We start from the raw sequence: 16,044 nt of genomic DNA on the forward strand, positions 1-16,044 counted from the left end.
GCTGGATGACTAATCAACAACCCTGACATAGCTAGCATACTCAGCCAACGGCTCCTTTCTGGGGCCGTTTCTTTTGTCGTCATTTAAACAGCCCGCTGCTGCTCACGCCATCTTCTGGTGAATAATATGTAGCGGAGGTTCTATATGCAGATCGACACTTAGATCCTGGCGGAAGTCATAGGGCGTAATGTTGAAACGCTTTCTGAACATGTAGGTGAAGTGTGATTGGGAGCCGAAACCAAAATCCAAGGCGATATCGAAAATGGAAGCCTCGCTGCTGCGCAACTGGTACACCGCTCCGGCAAGGCGTCGCTCGCGAATGTACTTGCCCAGCGAGATCCCCGTCGCTTCTTTGAACAGCTTCTGCATATGCCACAGCGAATAGCCGGAATACTCGGCCAGCTCTTCAAGGTGGATCACTCGTCCCAAGTGGGTTTCGACCCATTTACTGAGTGCGCAGACTAGTGCGAGGTGATGTTCTTGTATCAATAACTTTACCCAATTGATTTTGTCGTTTAACCGCAGCGCAGAGCTTACGGCAGGCTCACTTAGCGTACCTTACAGGCCCCGGGTTGTCACCTTCGTGCCGGTTAAAGCGGGATCGTTTTGACCTTCGCCATCAGGCGATCTGCCAGACGGACAATCTCTGCCGGATCGTCTGGAATAAACCCCATGGTGATCGCCATCCCCAACAGGACGTTATCCTGGCTGATAATCGGGCAGGCTATCGCTCGCGCCCCAGGGATGCCTTCGGTAACATTGTAACGTACCGCATAGCCCTGCTGGCGGATCTTTTCGAGCTCTTTAGCCTCGAGCAATGGCGTAATAGAGCTATCAAACGCCTGATAGGCATAGCCTGCCGCACTGGCATTCATGGGGATGAGGGTGTTTTCAAGGTAATCGATATCAATATTTTTATGGCTGCGATTGTAGCGCGTCAGCAAGATGTTACCCCCTTGGCGCACCGCCCACCCAGTGGAGTAGTTCAACTCATCGCGCAGCTCACATAGCGCATTATTGATGATTGTCGCCAGCGTCTGCTGTTTGCCTGCCGCCGCGGCCAGCGCCAACAGCTTGCTGCCAAGCGAGTAGCGGCTGGTTTCCTGCTCCTGATACAGCATCTGGCTACGGCACAGCGAAACCAGATATTTATGCAGCCGGCTTTTCGAAAGCCCACTGTGTTTGGCGATATCCGAAGCGCGGGCGTTTCCCCCCAATGCGGTGACACTCTCTAATACCGACACGGCAATATCGACCGAATTTACGCCTTGAACTTCCGACATTCTGCTTACCTTACTTGCTATTACCTCGATCCGATCACTTTACCAGTTTAAGGCGGTGAATGCCCCAGTTAACCAGATCCTGGCATCCTCAGCGGGAGCATTTTCAGCGCGTAAGGACTAACTATTTTGAGGTGGATTGATCTGCTTCAATATACCATTGGTTAACTCGGTTTATTTATAGTGAACACCAGGGCGTGTAATTACCGAGATAAAAACTATGAACGAACTTTCTTCACTCCGACTCAAACGGCGTACTTTGCTAAAAGGGCTGGGCGTTATTGGTCTGGCGTCAATATCCCCTTGCGCTTTCTCCTTAACATCCGAACAAAAAGAACCCTTACGCCGTATCCATCTAAAACTGACGGATTATCAAACTTTTCGCTCAACCTGTGCGATGGAGTGCCTGCACTGCAACCTGACCGCTTACGTCTATCAGAAAAAGCTGATGAAGATTGAAGCGACGGAAGGCTTTAATGTGAAATGTTGCCTGCGGGGCATCAGCCGTACCAAATGGGTTTATCACCAGCAGCGCGTCACGACGCCTCTGCTGCGGGTAGGCAAGAAAGGTGAGGGCAAATTCGAGCCTATTACCTGGCAACAGGCACTGGATTTAATCGAAAAGAACATCCGTACCACCATCAAGGAACAGGGCAACGAAGGGCTGCTGCTGTCCACCCATGCTGGCAACATGGACTCGATAAAGAACGATATGGGCAAGGCGTTCTTCGACTATCTGGGCGGTTCTGTGAAACAGGCCGGATCGCTCTGCTGCTCGGCTGTGACGGCGGCGATGATGCCAATGGTGGGGCTACGCTATGCCGATACCCGTGACACCATTGCCGACAGCCGTTTGATCATCTGCTGGGGTAACAACCCAGCGGTAACCATGCAGGCCTATTTTAAAAACTATCTGCGTGCACAAGAGCAGGGCGCACGCATCGTGGTTATCGACCCACGTTTCAACGAAACGGCCGCCAAAGCGGACGAATGGATCCCGATTGTGCCGGGCACCGATACGGCGTTGGCGCTCGGGATGATGAAGATCATTATCGAAGAGCAGCATATTGACGCGGATTTCCTGCGCCAGCATACCGGCGCGGTGTATCTGGTGGATGCCAAAGATCAATTGGTGCGGGCCGATGCCACCGACAGTGAAAGCTATCTGGTTTATGACTGCACCAGCCAAAGCCTGGTGCGGCATGACCAGGCGGGTATCACCCCGGCGCTGTTCCAGCATCAACTGCCAACCGGCAGCGGCTACCGCACCGTGTTTGAAACCGTGTACCAGCAGGCTGCGCCATGGACCCTCGATCGGGTTGCGGCTGAAACCGACATTCCCGCCCACACTATTTTGCGTTTGGCTCGCGACTACGCCACCACCGCTCCGGCGATGATTGTGCAAAATATGTCGGGCGCTCAGCGCACCGAATTTGGTACCTACGTGGCCGCCAGCCAATTCTACCTGGCCTTGCTCACCGGTAATATCGGCAAGCGGGGAGCGGGGATCTGTGACGCGGGCGGAGCACGCCAAATGGCGAAGTTCAGCCCGATCATTCCACCCGCGCCTGCGGTGAAGAAAATCACACCGATACCGGTTTCCAAGGTAGGCGAGTGGGTGGCCAATGACCGGCCTTACCCGATCAAATTCTGGTGGATTATGACCATGGGGGTCATGACCCAGTTGCCTAACACAAATATGGTCAGAAAGGCGTTGGAAAAGGTCCCCTTCGTGGTGGTGGCCGATAACCTGATGAGCTCTACCGCGCTGTATGCCGACCTGGTGCTGCCGGTGACCACCATTTTTGAAGATGTCAGCCTGATGGCGGGTGTGCGTAGCCACTATGTGCAACTGATGGAACAAGCGGTCGAGCCACCGGGTGAAGCCAAGCCGGATTATTGGATCTTTGCGCGTCTGGCGGAACGCTTTGGCTTTGGCGACGTGTTTAATCAGCCAATTGAGCATTACATCAATGCGTGCCTGCAAGGTTCCGGTATCACCCTGGAACAGCTGAAAAAAGGGCCGGTGCTACCGGTGAGCGGCGACTGGATCCCATTTAAAAATGGGGTGTTCCGCACACCGACCCGTAAAGCTCACTTCTTTATTGAAGAGTGGCAGAAGAAGGCGTTCTCGCCGGTCGTCACTTATTTGCGAGTGAATGAATCGCCGCAAGGTTCGCCGGAATTGGCCGCCAAGTACCCGCTGATGGCGGTACAACGCAAGCTGGCCCGCAGCATTCACTCAAGCCACGGCATGAACGAATGGATCCTTGAGGTGCAGCGCAATAAGCCTAACGTGATGATCCATCCGCAGGATGCACAACAGCGCCGGATCAAACACGGCGACTGGGCCACCGTATTTAACCAGCGGGGAGAGCATCGTGCGATTGCCGTAGTGACGACGCATATCAAACGAGGCGTAGTTTCTCTGGATAACGGCTGGTGGGAACAGCAGGGAGGCAGCAGCAGCCACGTCACCAATGACGCCGTAGAGGCGTTGGGTACCGGGCATTGCTGTAACAGTACACTGGTTGATGTACGGGCGGAGGGATAACCCATGACCAAACAATATGGCTTTCTGATTGATATTAAGCGTTGTTACGGCTGTAAAACCTGTTCCATGGCCTGTAAGTCAGAGAATCAGACGCCACCCGGCGTGCTTTGGCGGCGTGTGCGGGAGTATGAAACCGATGGCCCGAACTCGGAAGGGTTTATTTCGATGTCCTGCAACCATTGTGACGATCCGCAATGCATGAAGGTTTGCCCGGCGGATACTTACCATAAGCGCCCGGACGGCATTGTGGTGCAGGATCACGAGAAATGCATCGGCTGCCGCATGTGCATTATGGCTTGTCCGTACAACGCCCCGGTCTTCGATCCGCAAGAAGGTAAAACCAGCAAGTGCAATATGTGTGCCGAGCGTTTGGATGAAGGATTACCGCCGCGTTGCGTAGCGTCTTGCCCGGCGGGCGTATTGAAGTTTGGTGATATCGAGGAGTTAAGGAAGATCCACTCAACGGATTGGGCGGTACTGGAGGCTAGATATCATTTGCCTGACCATCGCATCAGCGGCCCGAACGTGGTCATTATTCCAGCGGACAAATAAAAAGGTGCTGCCATGAACGAATATGAACTGCCGTTGGTGTTTTTTACCGTGCTTTGCCAATGGGGCATTGGCGGTGTTATCGCCTTGACGCTCTATCGGTTGCGACCAACATCCCAGATGTCCGTTAAGCAACTGAAATATCTGGTCCTGGGATTGTGGCTGGTGGAGGTAGTTGGCTCCAGTTTATCACTGCTGCACCTAGGGAGCCCGTTTGGGGCCTATCGGGCGGTGCTGGGCCTGCCGTACTCCTGGTTAAGCCGAGAGGTGATCGCCTTTATCTTGTTGAATATTTGCCTGTTCCTGCTATTGGCAACTTGCTGGCTGCGGCCGCAGAAGTCGGCTTGGATCACCGCATTAGGGCTCGTCACATCGGTAGTGGGGATTGCCGCCATTCTGGTCTCGGCGCAAATCTACTACCAAATGGCCAGCCATCCGCTGTGGCATACACCACTGACCCAATTGGCGTTTCTGAGTACCGCGTTACTATTGGGATTCGCCACCTTGGGGATCTATTTGAGTTGCTGCGGTTTGCCCGTTACGCGAACGGTTCGTTATGGCCTGCTGGCTGGTTGTCTGTTGCTGTTGGCGACGTTGATGGGGCGTTACCAGATTGCCGGGGCCAGCGCTCAAGGGATCATGCTTTGGTGGCAACTGGTTGGCAGCATGTTGGTGGGTGGTGTGCTGTTCGCGGTGCTGAGCCTGCGCCCGCGTTTGACCCCATCGATGGCCGTGATAGCCGGGGCGGCAATGGTGTCGGGGGAAATTGTCGGGCGTATGCTGTTTTATCATAACGTCATGGGCCAATTCCCCTGGTTCTGATGCAATAAACTGAGGTCGGTCCAGCCGTGCCACCGCTGAACGGCGGGCCGACCCAACATCCAGCAGAAAAAAGCTTCAATACAGGGCTTGCCAGCATTCGGAAAAACCAGCTAATCTGAACTTGCCCGCTACCGCAAATGCCAAGTAGTCCAGGCCAGTAATGTAATTAACCAAAACAGAGAGTCAGCCGTAACAACGCTACGTTGATGGGGTGATCGCATGTTAATGACAGTGATTATTACTCTTTTTGTGATCGTGGGCGTCGCCGCTTTTCTGGCAATGCCAGTGATGATGGTCAATAACACACAAGGCGTGGGAGGTGAAGAACCGTGAAACTGGCTAGCAACCGGAACCTGCAATGTTAACTCGAAATTCACTCGCAACCTGTTGACCGGCTCAGATATGGGCCGAGTCATCAACACTTTGTCAGCACGGTAATTCCCGCACGTTCCGCAACAAATCAGCCCGAAACGCTAAATCACCGCGTGAAGTGATGCGCATACTGCACTAACTGCTTGATGGCGCTACAATGAGTCTTATCTCCTCAACTTGCTCACGTATCAACGCGCTATCCACCTTTCCGGCCACAGTAAAGAGACCATAGCATTATGGAAATCAAGGATTACTACGCCATTCTAGAGGTTAAACCCTCAGATGATATCAAGGCTATCAAAACTGCCTACCGCCGCCTGGCACGCAAATATCACCCCGATGTCAGTACCGAGCCCGATGCCGAAACGCGCTTCAAAGAAGTCGCAGAAGCCTATGAAGTGCTGAAAGACAGCGAACGCCGCGCGGAATATGACCAAATGCGTCTGCATCGTAACGAGCCTAACTTTGGCCGCCAGACCCGGCGTGAAGAGTATGGTGGTGCCGAGGATTTCTCCGACATCTTCTCCTCGATGTTTGGCCAGCGTGCGCGTGGCCGCCAGCAGGGCCAACCGCGTGCGGCCCGTGGGCAGGATGTTGAGATCGGCGTGGCGCTGTTCCTGGAGGAAACCCTCACTGAGCAAACTCGCACCCTGAGCTATAAGGTGCCAGTGTACAACGCCTTTGGTCAGACAGAGAAAGAGATCGCTAAAACGCTGAACGTGAAAATCCCGGCGGGCGTGGCAGACGGGGAGCGTATCCGCGTGAAAGGCCAAGGTGTGCCGGGTATGGCTGGCGGAGCCAATGGCGATTTGTACCTGATTATTCAGTTGGCACCGCATCCGTTGTTTGAGGTGATCGGGCACGATCTGGAAATCGTTCTGCCCTTGGCACCTTGGGAGGCGGCGTTAGGCACCAAGGTTTCTGTCCCCACGCTGGCGGACAATATCCTGTTGACCATCCCTGCGGGGAGTCAGACCGGGCAGCGTCTACGCGTCAAAGGGAAGGGGCTGGTCAGTAAAAAAGAGACCGGTAATTTGTATGCGGTGATCAAGATTGTCATGCCTGCCAAACCTGATGCAGACAGCGCCGCACTCTGGCAACGACTGGCCGAGGCGAATCAGGCCTTCGATCCTCGTACGCAATGGAGTAAAGCATAATGGCCAAGCTACAGATAACCCTCACCATTACCGAGTTTTGCCTGCATACCGGCGTAACGGAAAGCGAACTGGCCGAGGTGGTGGGGTTGGGAGTGATCCAGCCCCGCGATCTGACGGTGGATGATTGGCTGTTTGATGATGGGGCGGTGGCGGCGTTTAATCGCGCCCAGCGTCTGCAACGTGAACTGGCTCTGGATTGGCCCGGCATTGCGGTAGCGCTAACGCTGCTTGATGAGATTGAACAGTTGCGCAGGGAGAACGCTCAGCTACGTCATCGTCTTGAGCGCTTTATCGCAGAGTGATGCCCCTCACCCTAGCCCTCTCCCACAGGGAGAGGGGACCGATCGAGTCGGGTGAAAGTGTAGTGATTCATCATGAGCATCGGCTGACTCACCTTGGACTAAAGGGTGATCGAGTTTGCTGATATGACCTCTTTAGCTCCAAATGGGCAGGGGCAAACAGCACCCTCTCCCACAGGGAGAGGGGACCGATCGAGTCGGGTGAAAGTGTAGTGATTCATCTTGAGCATCGGCTGACTCACCTTGGACTAAGGGGTGATCGAGTTTGCTGATATGACCTCTTTAGTGCCAAATGGGCAGGGGCAAACAGCTCCCTCTCCCTGTGGGAGAGGGTTGGGGTGAGGGGCGTCAGACGTTTTTACGCTCGATGGTTTCTTCGCCCCAGTACAGTTGGTCGGCTTCGGTTTTACTGAACGCCAGCGGCAGCACTTCATCGCTGCCTTCTTCCCAAATTTTTTGCGCCAAAACCTCGTCGTTACCGGCCAACTCAAAGATCGCTTCGGCAATTTCTACCGAGGTTTCACGCACTGTCGCCCAAGATTTCACATTATGATTTGCCATGACTGCTCTCCTGTTGAGTGTGAGGCACAGCCTAGTATAGGCCACAATTCTGCTGCTGGTTTTTGCAAGGCATGCGTATTATTGCCGAAAATTCAGGGCGGAACGTCTACGGCAAAATGTAAAACGGCGTGGTATTCTTTGCCGCGTTTACATCAACAGAGGAAAAATTATGTCTAGCGCACTGAGCAACGATCAAGAACTGGTTTCCGATCTGGTTGCCTGCCAACTGGTTATCAAGCAGATCCTGGATGTGATCGACGTGATCGCGCCGACCGAAGTACGGGACAAGATGGCCAGCCAGCTCAAGAGTATCGATTTTAGCAGCCACCCGGCCGGGGCCGACCCGATCACCAAGCGGGCGATTGAAAAAGCGATTGCGCTGATTGAGATGAAGTTTAACCGCGAGTAACCGGGTTATCTTTTGTTCAAGATGGGCAGGGAGATCTAAACGGCCGGTTAAACTTCGTTTAAGTTGCCTATGCTAGCATTGATGATTAGGTTAACAATATAATCATAAGGCTGCTAAGGTTTGGGGCGTAAAAAACTGCTGGTGATAGCGGCAACGCTGTTTGCCTGCTTGCTTTTCTATCTGCTGGCTCTGGATAGCTATTGCGATCAAGGTGGGAAGTTTGCACTGGGCATTTGCTCTATCACGCGTATCGTTCCCTGGTAACATGGCGAAATAACAATTTTTCGCAAACTTGCCCCTGGCCTTGGTGGGAATGTTACTATATCGGCTTGGTTTAGGCAGTAGAGTAGATAGGGTTGTCCATGTTTGATTTAGCTTCTGGCCCGTCCGGCCTGATTTCCATCGCCGTTGTGGTGTTGGCTGTATTGCTTGGCCTGTGGGTCTGGTTCATAGTGAATCGCGCCAGCGTACGTGCCAACGAACAGATCCAGCTGTTGCAGGAAATCGCCGAGCAGCAGCGCCAGCAAACGGCACTGTTAAAAACGTTGGTGCAAACCGCCCGAGGGGACAAGGCATCGGTTGACGATTATGATGATGACCTTAGCCCGGCACTGAGTTATAAAGGGTTCATCCCAGAGCGTTAATCGCGCACCTCATTTGGTGAGAAGGTTAAGGACACGTCGGTTATCTCAGTTTCAGTTTTAACCGGATCGCCTTCTCACCATTCCGTTTCAGTAAAACACCATCCCCTGATAGGGTTTCTCCCGGCAGGCTGCCAACCGGCTTGCCAGATCGCCACAGTGGATTTCCAGCGCGTGCCGATCGGGATCGAGAAAATAGCAAGATTCGCCCTCACTGTGATTGCTCTTCCACTCCTGTACGCCAACTTTGCGCAAACGCTCCACAATGACGGCAAAGTTCTCGGGTGCCACACTAAACGCGTAATGCGTATAGTCGCTCAACATCTCATTTTTTCGGGCATCATCCAGTGACAGGCATAGCCACAGTTCACCCAATGCAAGATAGGCACCTTGATGCCAGCGGGCTTTGGGAGTAAACCCCAGCACATCCACATAAAAGCGAAAACTGCGCTCAACCTCACTTACCGCGAGCGTCAGGTGGTTAAGACCCAGCAACATAATCAATTCATCCGTAAGTAAAAATAATGTTAACGACGCGCGAGCTGTCATAAATCTGTCGTATTGGCATCGTAATGTAGCGCCAACTCTACGAAAGATGGATATCAGCAATGATTAGATGGTACGAAGAAAGCGACGCCGAAGTAAACCGCAGCATTGCGTTAATCACCGGGGAAAACCCTGACAAATGGTACCCTTACGGCGGCGTGAAAGGGAAAGACTACTGCAAGAACCCCTCCGATGCCTGGCCGATTATCTGCGCCAACAAAATAAGCCTTAATGCTCCCGAACAAAGTGACCAGCCACAGTGGCAAGCCAGTATTATCACCCAGCAAGGGGAGTGGCAAGCCGGTAGTCATAGCCCGTTGCGGGCCGCAATGATCTGTTTTTTATTGAGTCAGCAAGCGCAATAAATCAAATGTTAGTCGATAATGTAGATGACCCGTAATGATGAGACACCGCCTTATTCTGACAATGGACCTGTCGCTGACGGAGACTGTTTTATGAAGCGCATTATCAAAGGTGATACCAATCTCTCACATTTAGTGATTGCCCATGCGGCGATCGATTGTCATGCCAAAAGCTATGGGCTGCACCGACAAGGCTGGCCCTCAACCTACCTGATAAAGTATCAAAACGATCGCGTGGCGGTGGAGGTCATCACCCGCCGTCAATCCTATGTGGCGACGCTGATGATCGGCGCACGTAACCTCAGCAAACTGTGCGGTATGCCAAGCTAGCTGGCATAGCAAACCTCTTGTAACCTCCCGGCCCGGTGAATGATTACCGGGCGCTAATCCTTGATGCCTGAAAGGTTAAGTGTTAAAACGCCCGCAGGTTTATTTATTGGTTGGCGATATCTTGCGCAATGCTGCCTGGATACTCAGCCGGACGAGGATAAGATGGGCGGTCAGCTTCAGGATACCCCGCTAAAACGCGGTTTAAAAAATAGACATATACAACTTATTGCCTTGGGAGGTGCCATCGGTACCGGCCTATTCCTGGGTATTGCACAAACCATTCAGATGGCCGGGCCTTCCGTGCTGCTGGGCTATGCCATTGGCGGTTTTATTGCCTTTTTGATCATGCGCCAACTGGGGGAGATGGTGGTGGAAGAGCCGGTGGCCGGTTCCTTTAGCCATTTTGCCTATAAATATTGGGGAGACTTTGCCGGTTTCTTATCCGGTTGGAACTACTGGGCGATGTTTATCCTGGTCGGTATGGCGGAACTGACCGCCGTAGGGATTTATATTCAATACTGGTGGCCGGAAATCCCAACCTGGGCATCGGCGGCAGTTTTCTTCGTCGTGATTAACCTGGTCAATCTGGTGAACGTACGCCTGTATGGGGAAACCGAGTTCTGGTTTGCCATCATCAAGGTGGCGGCGATCCTGGGGATGATCGTATTTGGTGCCTATCTGTTGGCCAGCGGCAACGGTGGCCCGGAAGCCAGCATTAGCAACCTGTGGGATCAGGGCGGCTTTATGCCGCACGGCATCAGCGGCTTGGTGATGGCGATGGCGGTAATCATGTTCTCGTTCGGTGGGCTGGAAATGGTGGGTATCACCGCAGCAGAAGCAGCCGATCCGCGCCGTAGCATTCCTAAAGCCACCAATCAGGTGGTGTATCGCATCCTGATCTTCTATATCGGCTCGTTGACGGTGCTGTTGTCACTTTACCCGTGGGGCAAGGTTGTGGAAGGGGGCAGTCCGTTTGTGATGATCTTCCATGCGCTCAACAGCAACCTGGTGGCGACCATGCTCAACGTGGTGGTACTGACGGCGGCGCTGTCGGTCTACAACAGCGGCGTGTATTGCAATAGCCGGATGCTGTTTGGCCTGGCGACACAAGGCAATGCGCCAAAGGCGCTGACCAAGGTCAACAAGCGTGGCGTACCGGTGCTGTCTATCGCGTTATCGGCGCTGGCCACCTCGGTAGGCGTATTGATTAACTACGTCATGCCCGGCGAGGCGTTTGGCTTGCTGATGGCGCTGGTGGTCTCAACGTTAGTGATTAACTGGGTGATGATTTGCCTGGCGCACCTGAAATTCCGCGCGGCCAAGGATCGCCAAGGGGTGATCACCAGCTTTAGGTCGCTATGGTATCCGTTTGGCAACTATCTGTGCCTGGTGTTCCTGTCGTTGATCCTGGTGATCATGTACTTCAGCCCAGGGATCCGCATCTCCGTACTGTTGATGCCGGTTTGGGTACTGTTGTTGTGGGTTGGATTTTTGCTGACCCGGCGTAAAAAGGCGGGTGGTAACAAGAGGTAGTTTTCACGTAGGAGGCGCCGCAGCGCCTCCAAACGGTTAACGGGCGACGGCATTGCCCTGATGGTGGCGCCCCAGCCGCAGCAGCTTTCTGCACAGCAGGAACAGGGTGCTGATAACATCAATCACCACCACGCTAAGCATCAGCAGGCCCAGCATAAAAAAGCCTGCCAGGGTGCTTGCCAGTAACAGCAGCGGTGACGGTACGCGTAGCCGGCGCAGCTTCATTGCCAGATACATTTTCCAGTATTGCCCTTGCGTAGTCAGCGCTCGGCGATAGCGGCCCATACGAACGCGTGACTTGCCTGATGCAGTCCGGCTCATAACTCCTCCTTTTCAGAATGTCCTAGTAAGTAAATCACAAGGTTCTTAAGAAAGGCTTAACAGGTTCTTGGCGACCTTGGCCTTCTTACCCTGGCTATGACAACAATATCCACAAAAAGGTCAGTTGTTTGTCATTGCGATATTATAAGCTATTGGGTAGGCAACCTTGTAACGGTTGCGGAACCACTATGGTACTACAGGGAGAGAATGGGTTGAAAATAACCAACAAATATTACGACGCCAGCAAAGCGCATCATACGCCACAGGGATTCTGCAACCCGGAGCCGTCGCTACACCAGGCCGGGGATCTGAAGCGCTGGCAAGATGAACGCAAGAAGCTCGGCCTGCCCAAACCTCCTCAAGCAGGCTACGAACAGTTCATCTCCAACTGGTGGCAAGCCGCCGATCTGAGCGGCGATCAGGACCGTGTATGGTGGTTGGGCCATGCTTCTCTGCTGTTGCGCCTGGGGGGGCGCCATGTGCTGATCGATCCGGTGCTGTCGCCAAGGGCATCACCTGTGAGCTTCTACGGCCCGCATCGCAAGACACCACCTCCGCTAACGGTAAAGCAGTTGCCCGCGGTAGATGTGGTGCTGATTTCTCATAATCACTACGACCATCTGGATCGCCAAACCATCAGGGAACTGACCAAACGCTTTCGCAATGCCACCTTCGTTGTACCGTTGGGCCTCAAACGCTGGTTCAGCCATTACCCGGCCAAACGGGTGGTCGAACTGGATTGGTGGGAGAGCCTGACGCTGGACGAAATGACGGTCTACGCCACGCCAGCACGCCACTGGAGCATGCGTACACCGTGGGATCGCAACCGTTCTCTATGGTGTGGCTGGGTGATCCATCACCCGGCGCTGCGTTTTTATTTCTCTGGTGACAGCGGTTACAGCGAGCGGTTGGTCGATATCGGCACCCGCCTGGGGCCGTTCGATATCGCGGCGCTGCCCATTGGTGCTTACGCCCCAAGATGGTTCATGCAAGAGCAGCATATGGACCCGCAGCAGTCGGTGAGGCTGTATCAGCAATTGAACGAACCCAGAGTGATCCCTATCCATTGGGGCGTGTTTGAATTGGCCGATGAGTCGTTGGATGAACCGCCTGAACAACTCAGCCTGGCACTACGCGAGGCCGGGGTTGAGCAGCACAGTTTTTATCCGCTGAAGATTGGTGAACATCTGGAGGTTAGCCCTAACTCCTAATGAGTATCATGGGGTTGCGGCGCACCCCGCATCGGGTGGCGCTGTGTGTGGTGCGGCTTTGCGGGGTTTGCGGCGGGTAATGGATAAAACAGCTACGCCAAGATTAGCGAATAAAAAGCCTTGGCGATTTTGTTAATCTTCGGCGGAAATAGCCGCTGAGCGGGTAGGTGGTATTTTTATTATTTGTTTTTATCCTTACTAACTTAGCTACGGATATAAACTTGTAGGGCGGGGGGGCTATTTCGTCCACTTGCACATTCTTGGTGCAAAATTTGGCTCGCTGCATGATTATGCACTGGTCTGCGTGAGCGTTTTGGCCCGAGTGAACGATTCTGTTGTGGCGGGCCAAAGCATAACTGTCCTGCTATGACAGGCTTTGCTACCCAAAGGTCGGATCAGTAGGCCGTTTGGCCCCCGGTCATCGATATTCAATAGTTGCATATAAAATTCCATAAAGATTCAAATTTTTTTACGTTCTTTGGCCTGTCCGCGGCTTATATGTGGTCAAAACCGCTTGCTGCCGAGTTGAAAGAATTGTTAAAACTGAGGCGCCACGCGGAGTACAGCGCAGCTTCTTTACAAAGCAGAAAATAGCCAAGGCTTCAACCTCTTTTGCCCTATTTAAGCTATTCTTGCGGCTGACCGTTTCAAATATGTGCGACACGTCCATGAGTGATTAAAAATGGCTTGCCATCGATTCCAGAGTATGTGATAACGCACTTGGGTAAAACGAGGTACAGTTCTGTATATGTGTGGCATTTTCAGTAAAGAAGTTCTGAGTAAAGACGTTAGCGTTGAATACCGCTTCTCTGCCGATCCTTATCTTAGTGCCTCAAGCAGTAACGACTCTAGTTTGTCTATGTAACGCCTACGGGCGGTTTAAACAATCCAAAGGAAATACTCAAGATGGCAAAGATCAAAGGTCAAGTTAAGTGGTTCAACGAGTCTAAAGGTTTCGGTTTCATCACCCCGGCTGACGGCAGCAAAGACGTGTTCGTACACTTCTCTGCAATCCAGGGTAACGGCTTCAAAACCCTGGCTGAAGGCCAGAACGTTGAGTTCGAAATCCAAGATGGCCAGAAAGGCCCATCTGCAGTAAACGTTACTGCAATCTAATCAGCGTCAGCTGAACAAAAAACCCGCCTTAGTGCGGGTTTTTTCGTTTCTGGCGTCGGTGAATGTCACCCGGTAATGATGATGCCGGAATACTGATTACGGCCTTTAATCCCCGGATGGCTGGGATCTAGTGCACGGCGATGGCTGTTGCGGCGATAGCTGGTGTATTTAAAGCGCTGGGGCTGCCGTGGGTCGCTGTTGAGCGTGCAGATGGTGCAAGTGCCTGCGTGATCGACCGCGGCGAATCCCAAGGCTTTGAGCTTGTTTACGGCGATGGCGGCCAGATCCAGATGGCGGTGGGTCGGGCTGATCAGCTCTGCTGGCAAGGGCAGTGCCTGCCGAAACTGTTCGACTAGTTCCTGATTAACCTGATAGCAGCAAGCGCCCGCAGCGGGGCCGATGGAGGCCACCCAGTTGGCGGTATCGTCATCCTGGCCGATGCGTTTGGCCATCTGCTCCAGAATGCCATCCAGCAGGCCGCGCCAGCCCGCATGTACCGCAGCAATGGCGCTACCGTCTTTACGGCTGAAAATGACCGGCAGGCAGTCTGCGGTTAATACGCTGATCAGGATCCCTGGCTCACGGGTAAAGAAGCCATCGGCTTCACCGCATTGCTGGCCCGCCTGATGGATATCGACTATGCGAATACCGTGTACCTGTTTTTTCTCAGGCAGCGTATTGCGAAAGGGCTGTAACGGCGTTGGCAGAAGGGCACCTTTATTGCCAAAGCCATGAGCGATGCCAGGAACGCCGCTGAGCAGCGGGGAATAGTCGGTCATAGAACGTCTTTGCCTGTGGCTGAGAGGAGATATCCAGTGTAGCCAGCTTTTGGATTACTTGGCTAGTGGCAGATGGGCATCCGCCTTGCATCGTACACCAGCCTTCTTTAGACTACCCGCGCCATCTCTCTCTGGGATCTCATCCATGTCTTATCAGTGCCCCCTGTGCTTCCAACCGCTTGATTTCGCAAACCAACAGTGGCGTTGCGAAAATAACCATCAATTCGACCGTGCCAAAGAAGGGTACGTCAACTTAATGCCGGTGCAACACAAGCGTTCTAAACAGCCGGGTGACAGTGCCGAGATGATGCAGGCCCGCCGCACATTTCTTGACGGCGGCTACTACCAGCCGTTGCAACAGCGAGTGGCCGAGCTGTTAGCCAGCACCTTGCCTATTGAACCACAGGCACTACTGGATATTGGCTGTGGTGAAGGCTATTACACGGCCGCCGTGGCTGCACGCTTGTCTCAGGAGCGGACCGTAGCGGTGTATGGCCTGGATGTCGCCAAGGTGGCGATTCGCTCGGCAGCCAAACGCTACCCGACGGTCTCTTTCTGCGTGGCTTCCAGCCACCGTCTACCGTTTGCCGACGCGTCGCTCGATGCTGTGTTACGTATCTATGCACCCTGTAAAGCCGAGGAATTGGCGCGAGTAGTCAAGCCGGGTGGGGTGGTTGTGACGGTGTCACCGGGGCCGCGTCACCTTTATCAGCTAAAACAGCAGGTTTATCAGGAGGTTCAATTGCATGCGGAGCATGATGAGCAGCTTGAGGGCTTCAGCTGTGATTTGGCTAAGTCATTGGCTTATCCGATGGCGCTGCCGGGTGACCAGGCTGCCAATCTGTTGCAGATGACGCCGTTTGCCTGGCGCGCTTCGCCGGAGGTGCAACAAGGTTTGCTCGACATGGCGACCTTTGCCTGTGAGACGGATTTCGCTATCCGCTTATACCGCCGAGTCGCCCCTCACTCCAACCCTCTGCCACAGGGCGAGGGAATTGGTACGGAGCTGTAGTCAGTTACGGACGCTGATTTGCAACTGATGATGTGGTGTCAATCGGTTCCCTCTCCTTGGGGAGTGTACAGACCGAGGACATCATGAACACTTGTTCGGGGACATGGTAGACACTTACAACATAGGTATGAGTACTTCTGAGTGGAGCTGCTTATGCCGTGGAATGAGAGATCTGCCATGTCATTACGTA

The 16,044-nt window shown here is 53.5% G+C and carries 21 protein-coding genes; 15 read left to right on the forward strand and 6 right to left on the reverse strand.

Annotation, left to right across the window (positions count from 1 at the left end):
* Positions 1-102: 102 nt before the first annotated feature.
* Both A6U95_RS09270 and A6U95_RS09275 read right to left on the reverse strand, forming a co-directional pair.
* The gene (locus tag A6U95_RS09270; protein WP_024486415.1) at positions 103-489 is read right to left on the reverse strand and encodes a helix-turn-helix domain-containing protein; all 387 of its coding nucleotides are present in this window, start codon (positions 487-489) and stop codon (positions 103-105) included.
* 101 nt (positions 490-590) lie between these two features.
* Positions 591-1,283: a helix-turn-helix domain-containing protein gene (locus tag A6U95_RS09275; RefSeq protein WP_065684256.1), complete on the reverse strand. Its 693-nt coding sequence runs from the start codon at positions 1,281-1,283 to the stop codon at positions 591-593.
* A 217-nt stretch (positions 1,284-1,500) separates the two neighbouring features.
* On the opposite strand from A6U95_RS09275, the gene A6U95_RS09280 reads away from it, so the two are divergent.
* From A6U95_RS09280 to cbpM, 5 genes are all read left to right on the forward strand, one after another.
* Positions 1,501-3,834: a molybdopterin-dependent oxidoreductase gene (locus A6U95_RS09280; RefSeq protein ID WP_065684257.1), complete on the forward strand. Its 2,334-nt coding sequence runs from the start codon at positions 1,501-1,503 to the stop codon at positions 3,832-3,834.
* Positions 3,835-3,837: 3 nt separating this feature from the next.
* Positions 3,838-4,386 (forward strand): 4Fe-4S dicluster domain-containing protein, encoded by a 549-nt coding sequence (locus tag A6U95_RS09285; RefSeq protein WP_024529732.1) that lies wholly within the window; start codon positions 3,838-3,840, stop codon positions 4,384-4,386.
* Positions 4,387-4,398: 12 nt separating this feature from the next.
* Entirely contained in the window at positions 4,399-5,205 is an 807-nt protein-coding gene (locus tag A6U95_RS09290) for a DmsC/YnfH family molybdoenzyme membrane anchor subunit (RefSeq protein WP_065684258.1), read from the forward strand.
* Between the two features lie 608 nt (positions 5,206-5,813).
* A complete protein-coding gene (gene cbpA / locus A6U95_RS09295) occupies positions 5,814-6,734 on the forward strand; it encodes a curved DNA-binding protein (RefSeq protein ID WP_021805649.1) in 921 nt (306 codons plus the stop codon).
* Positions 6,734-7,036: a chaperone modulator CbpM gene (gene cbpM, locus A6U95_RS09300; RefSeq protein WP_021181020.1), complete on the forward strand. Its 303-nt coding sequence runs from the start codon at positions 6,734-6,736 to the stop codon at positions 7,034-7,036. The genes cbpA and cbpM overlap by 1 nt, the downstream gene beginning before the upstream one ends.
* 345 nt (positions 7,037-7,381) lie before the next feature.
* Here the strand turns inward: cbpM and A6U95_RS09305 are convergent, their stop codons facing one another.
* Positions 7,382-7,594, reverse strand: coding sequence for a YccJ family protein (locus tag A6U95_RS09305; protein ID WP_021181021.1), 213 nt, complete (start codon positions 7,592-7,594; stop codon positions 7,382-7,384).
* 169 nt (positions 7,595-7,763) lie between these two features.
* Between A6U95_RS09305 and A6U95_RS09310 the strand changes: the two genes are divergently transcribed.
* The 3 genes from A6U95_RS09310 to A6U95_RS09320 all read left to right on the forward strand — a co-directional run bounded on the left by A6U95_RS09310 (position 7,764) and on the right by A6U95_RS09320 (position 8,647).
* Complete coding sequence (locus A6U95_RS09310; protein ID WP_021181023.1) at positions 7,764-8,003, forward strand: DUF2766 family protein; 240 nt, start codon at positions 7,764-7,766, stop codon at positions 8,001-8,003.
* Positions 8,004-8,138: 135 nt separating this feature from the next.
* Positions 8,139-8,267, forward strand: a complete 129-nt coding sequence (locus A6U95_RS09315; RefSeq protein WP_226906714.1) for a PhoP/PhoQ regulator MgrB — start codon at positions 8,139-8,141, stop codon at positions 8,265-8,267.
* Positions 8,268-8,365: 98 nt separating this feature from the next.
* Positions 8,366-8,647: a YebO family protein gene (locus tag A6U95_RS09320; protein ID WP_024531216.1), complete on the forward strand. Its 282-nt coding sequence runs from the start codon at positions 8,366-8,368 to the stop codon at positions 8,645-8,647.
* A gap of 87 nt (positions 8,648-8,734) precedes the next feature.
* Here A6U95_RS09320 and fos read toward each other — a convergent pair whose 3' ends face one another.
* Positions 8,735-9,142, reverse strand: a complete 408-nt coding sequence (fos, locus tag A6U95_RS09325) for a fosfomycin resistance glutathione transferase (RefSeq protein WP_065684259.1) — start codon at positions 9,140-9,142, stop codon at positions 8,735-8,737.
* Between the two features lie 110 nt (positions 9,143-9,252).
* On the opposite strand from fos, the gene A6U95_RS09330 reads away from it, so the two are divergent.
* The 3 genes from A6U95_RS09330 (at position 9,253) to A6U95_RS09340 (ending at position 11,415) form a co-directional block, all read left to right on the forward strand.
* Positions 9,253-9,555 (forward strand): phage protein NinX family protein, encoded by a 303-nt coding sequence (locus A6U95_RS09330; RefSeq protein WP_024531218.1) that lies wholly within the window; start codon positions 9,253-9,255, stop codon positions 9,553-9,555.
* A gap of 90 nt (positions 9,556-9,645) precedes the next feature.
* The gene (locus tag A6U95_RS09335; RefSeq protein WP_024531219.1) at positions 9,646-9,882 is read left to right on the forward strand and encodes a DUF4060 family protein; all 237 of its coding nucleotides are present in this window, start codon (positions 9,646-9,648) and stop codon (positions 9,880-9,882) included.
* A 162-nt stretch (positions 9,883-10,044) separates the two neighbouring features.
* The gene (locus A6U95_RS09340; RefSeq protein WP_024486480.1) at positions 10,045-11,415 is read left to right on the forward strand and encodes an amino acid permease; all 1,371 of its coding nucleotides are present in this window, start codon (positions 10,045-10,047) and stop codon (positions 11,413-11,415) included.
* 36 nt (positions 11,416-11,451) lie between these two features.
* Here A6U95_RS09340 and A6U95_RS09345 read toward each other — a convergent pair whose 3' ends face one another.
* The gene (locus A6U95_RS09345; RefSeq protein ID WP_065684260.1) at positions 11,452-11,736 is read right to left on the reverse strand and encodes a hypothetical protein; all 285 of its coding nucleotides are present in this window, start codon (positions 11,734-11,736) and stop codon (positions 11,452-11,454) included.
* A gap of 212 nt (positions 11,737-11,948) precedes the next feature.
* Here A6U95_RS09345 and A6U95_RS09350 point away from each other — a divergent pair, with 212 nt between their 5' ends.
* The 3 genes from A6U95_RS09350 to cspE all read left to right on the forward strand — a co-directional run bounded on the left by A6U95_RS09350 (position 11,949) and on the right by cspE (position 14,063).
* Positions 11,949-12,947, forward strand: coding sequence for an MBL fold metallo-hydrolase (locus A6U95_RS09350; RefSeq protein ID WP_065684269.1), 999 nt, complete (start codon positions 11,949-11,951; stop codon positions 12,945-12,947).
* Positions 12,948-13,695: 748 nt separating this feature from the next.
* On the forward strand, positions 13,696-13,812 hold the full coding sequence (locus tag A6U95_RS29670; RefSeq protein ID WP_002211058.1) for a DUF2627 domain-containing protein: 117 nt from the start codon (positions 13,696-13,698) through the stop codon (positions 13,810-13,812).
* A gap of 41 nt (positions 13,813-13,853) precedes the next feature.
* On the forward strand, positions 13,854-14,063 hold the full coding sequence (cspE, locus tag A6U95_RS09355; RefSeq protein WP_002221949.1) for a transcription antiterminator/RNA stability regulator CspE: 210 nt from the start codon (positions 13,854-13,856) through the stop codon (positions 14,061-14,063).
* Positions 14,064-14,128: 65 nt separating this feature from the next.
* Here cspE and A6U95_RS09360 read toward each other — a convergent pair whose 3' ends face one another.
* Positions 14,129-14,842, reverse strand: coding sequence for a laccase domain-containing protein (locus A6U95_RS09360; protein WP_065684261.1), 714 nt, complete (start codon positions 14,840-14,842; stop codon positions 14,129-14,131).
* A gap of 145 nt (positions 14,843-14,987) precedes the next feature.
* Between A6U95_RS09360 and rlmA the strand changes: the two genes are divergently transcribed.
* A complete protein-coding gene (gene rlmA, locus A6U95_RS09365; protein ID WP_065684262.1) occupies positions 14,988-15,854 on the forward strand; it encodes a 23S rRNA (guanine(745)-N(1))-methyltransferase in 867 nt (288 codons plus the stop codon).
* Positions 15,855-16,044: the final 190 nt, after the last annotated feature.

It is taken from the genome of Serratia sp. 14-2641 (assembly GCF_001692375.1).
GTDB classification, from domain to species: Bacteria; Pseudomonadota; Gammaproteobacteria; order Enterobacterales; family Enterobacteriaceae; genus Chania; species Chania fonticola_C.

Excerpts from the sequence above, each read along its gene's own strand:
- A6U95_RS09275 (WP_065684256.1), bottom strand. The coding sequence starts at position 1,283 with ATGTCGGAAGTTCAAGGCGTAAATTCGGTCGATATTGCCGTGTCGGTA.
- A6U95_RS09280 (WP_065684257.1), top strand. The coding sequence starts at position 1,501 with ATGAACGAACTTTCTTCACTCCGACTCAAACGGCGTACTTTGCTAAAA.
- A6U95_RS09285 (WP_024529732.1), top strand. The coding sequence starts at position 3,838 with ATGACCAAACAATATGGCTTTCTGATTGATATTAAGCGTTGTTACGGC.
- A6U95_RS09290 (WP_065684258.1), top strand. The coding sequence starts at position 4,399 with ATGAACGAATATGAACTGCCGTTGGTGTTTTTTACCGTGCTTTGCCAA.
- cbpA (WP_021805649.1), top strand. The coding sequence starts at position 5,814 with ATGGAAATCAAGGATTACTACGCCATTCTAGAGGTTAAACCCTCAGAT.
- cbpM (WP_021181020.1), top strand. The coding sequence starts at position 6,734 with ATGGCCAAGCTACAGATAACCCTCACCATTACCGAGTTTTGCCTGCAT.
- A6U95_RS09305 (WP_021181021.1), bottom strand. The coding sequence starts at position 7,594 with ATGGCAAATCATAATGTGAAATCTTGGGCGACAGTGCGTGAAACCTCG.
- A6U95_RS09310 (WP_021181023.1), top strand. The coding sequence starts at position 7,764 with ATGTCTAGCGCACTGAGCAACGATCAAGAACTGGTTTCCGATCTGGTT.
- A6U95_RS09320 (WP_024531216.1), top strand. The coding sequence starts at position 8,366 with ATGTTTGATTTAGCTTCTGGCCCGTCCGGCCTGATTTCCATCGCCGTT.
- fos (WP_065684259.1), bottom strand. The coding sequence starts at position 9,142 with ATGTTGCTGGGTCTTAACCACCTGACGCTCGCGGTAAGTGAGGTTGAG.
- A6U95_RS09330 (WP_024531218.1), top strand. The coding sequence starts at position 9,253 with ATGATTAGATGGTACGAAGAAAGCGACGCCGAAGTAAACCGCAGCATT.
- A6U95_RS09335 (WP_024531219.1), top strand. The coding sequence starts at position 9,646 with ATGAAGCGCATTATCAAAGGTGATACCAATCTCTCACATTTAGTGATT.
- A6U95_RS09340 (WP_024486480.1), top strand. The coding sequence starts at position 10,045 with ATGGGCGGTCAGCTTCAGGATACCCCGCTAAAACGCGGTTTAAAAAAT.
- A6U95_RS09345 (WP_065684260.1), bottom strand. The coding sequence starts at position 11,736 with ATGAGCCGGACTGCATCAGGCAAGTCACGCGTTCGTATGGGCCGCTAT.
- A6U95_RS29670 (WP_002211058.1), top strand. The coding sequence starts at position 13,696 with ATGTGTGGCATTTTCAGTAAAGAAGTTCTGAGTAAAGACGTTAGCGTT.
- cspE (WP_002221949.1), top strand. The coding sequence starts at position 13,854 with ATGGCAAAGATCAAAGGTCAAGTTAAGTGGTTCAACGAGTCTAAAGGT.
- A6U95_RS09360 (WP_065684261.1), bottom strand. The coding sequence starts at position 14,842 with ATGACCGACTATTCCCCGCTGCTCAGCGGCGTTCCTGGCATCGCTCAT.
- rlmA (WP_065684262.1), top strand. The coding sequence starts at position 14,988 with ATGTCTTATCAGTGCCCCCTGTGCTTCCAACCGCTTGATTTCGCAAAC.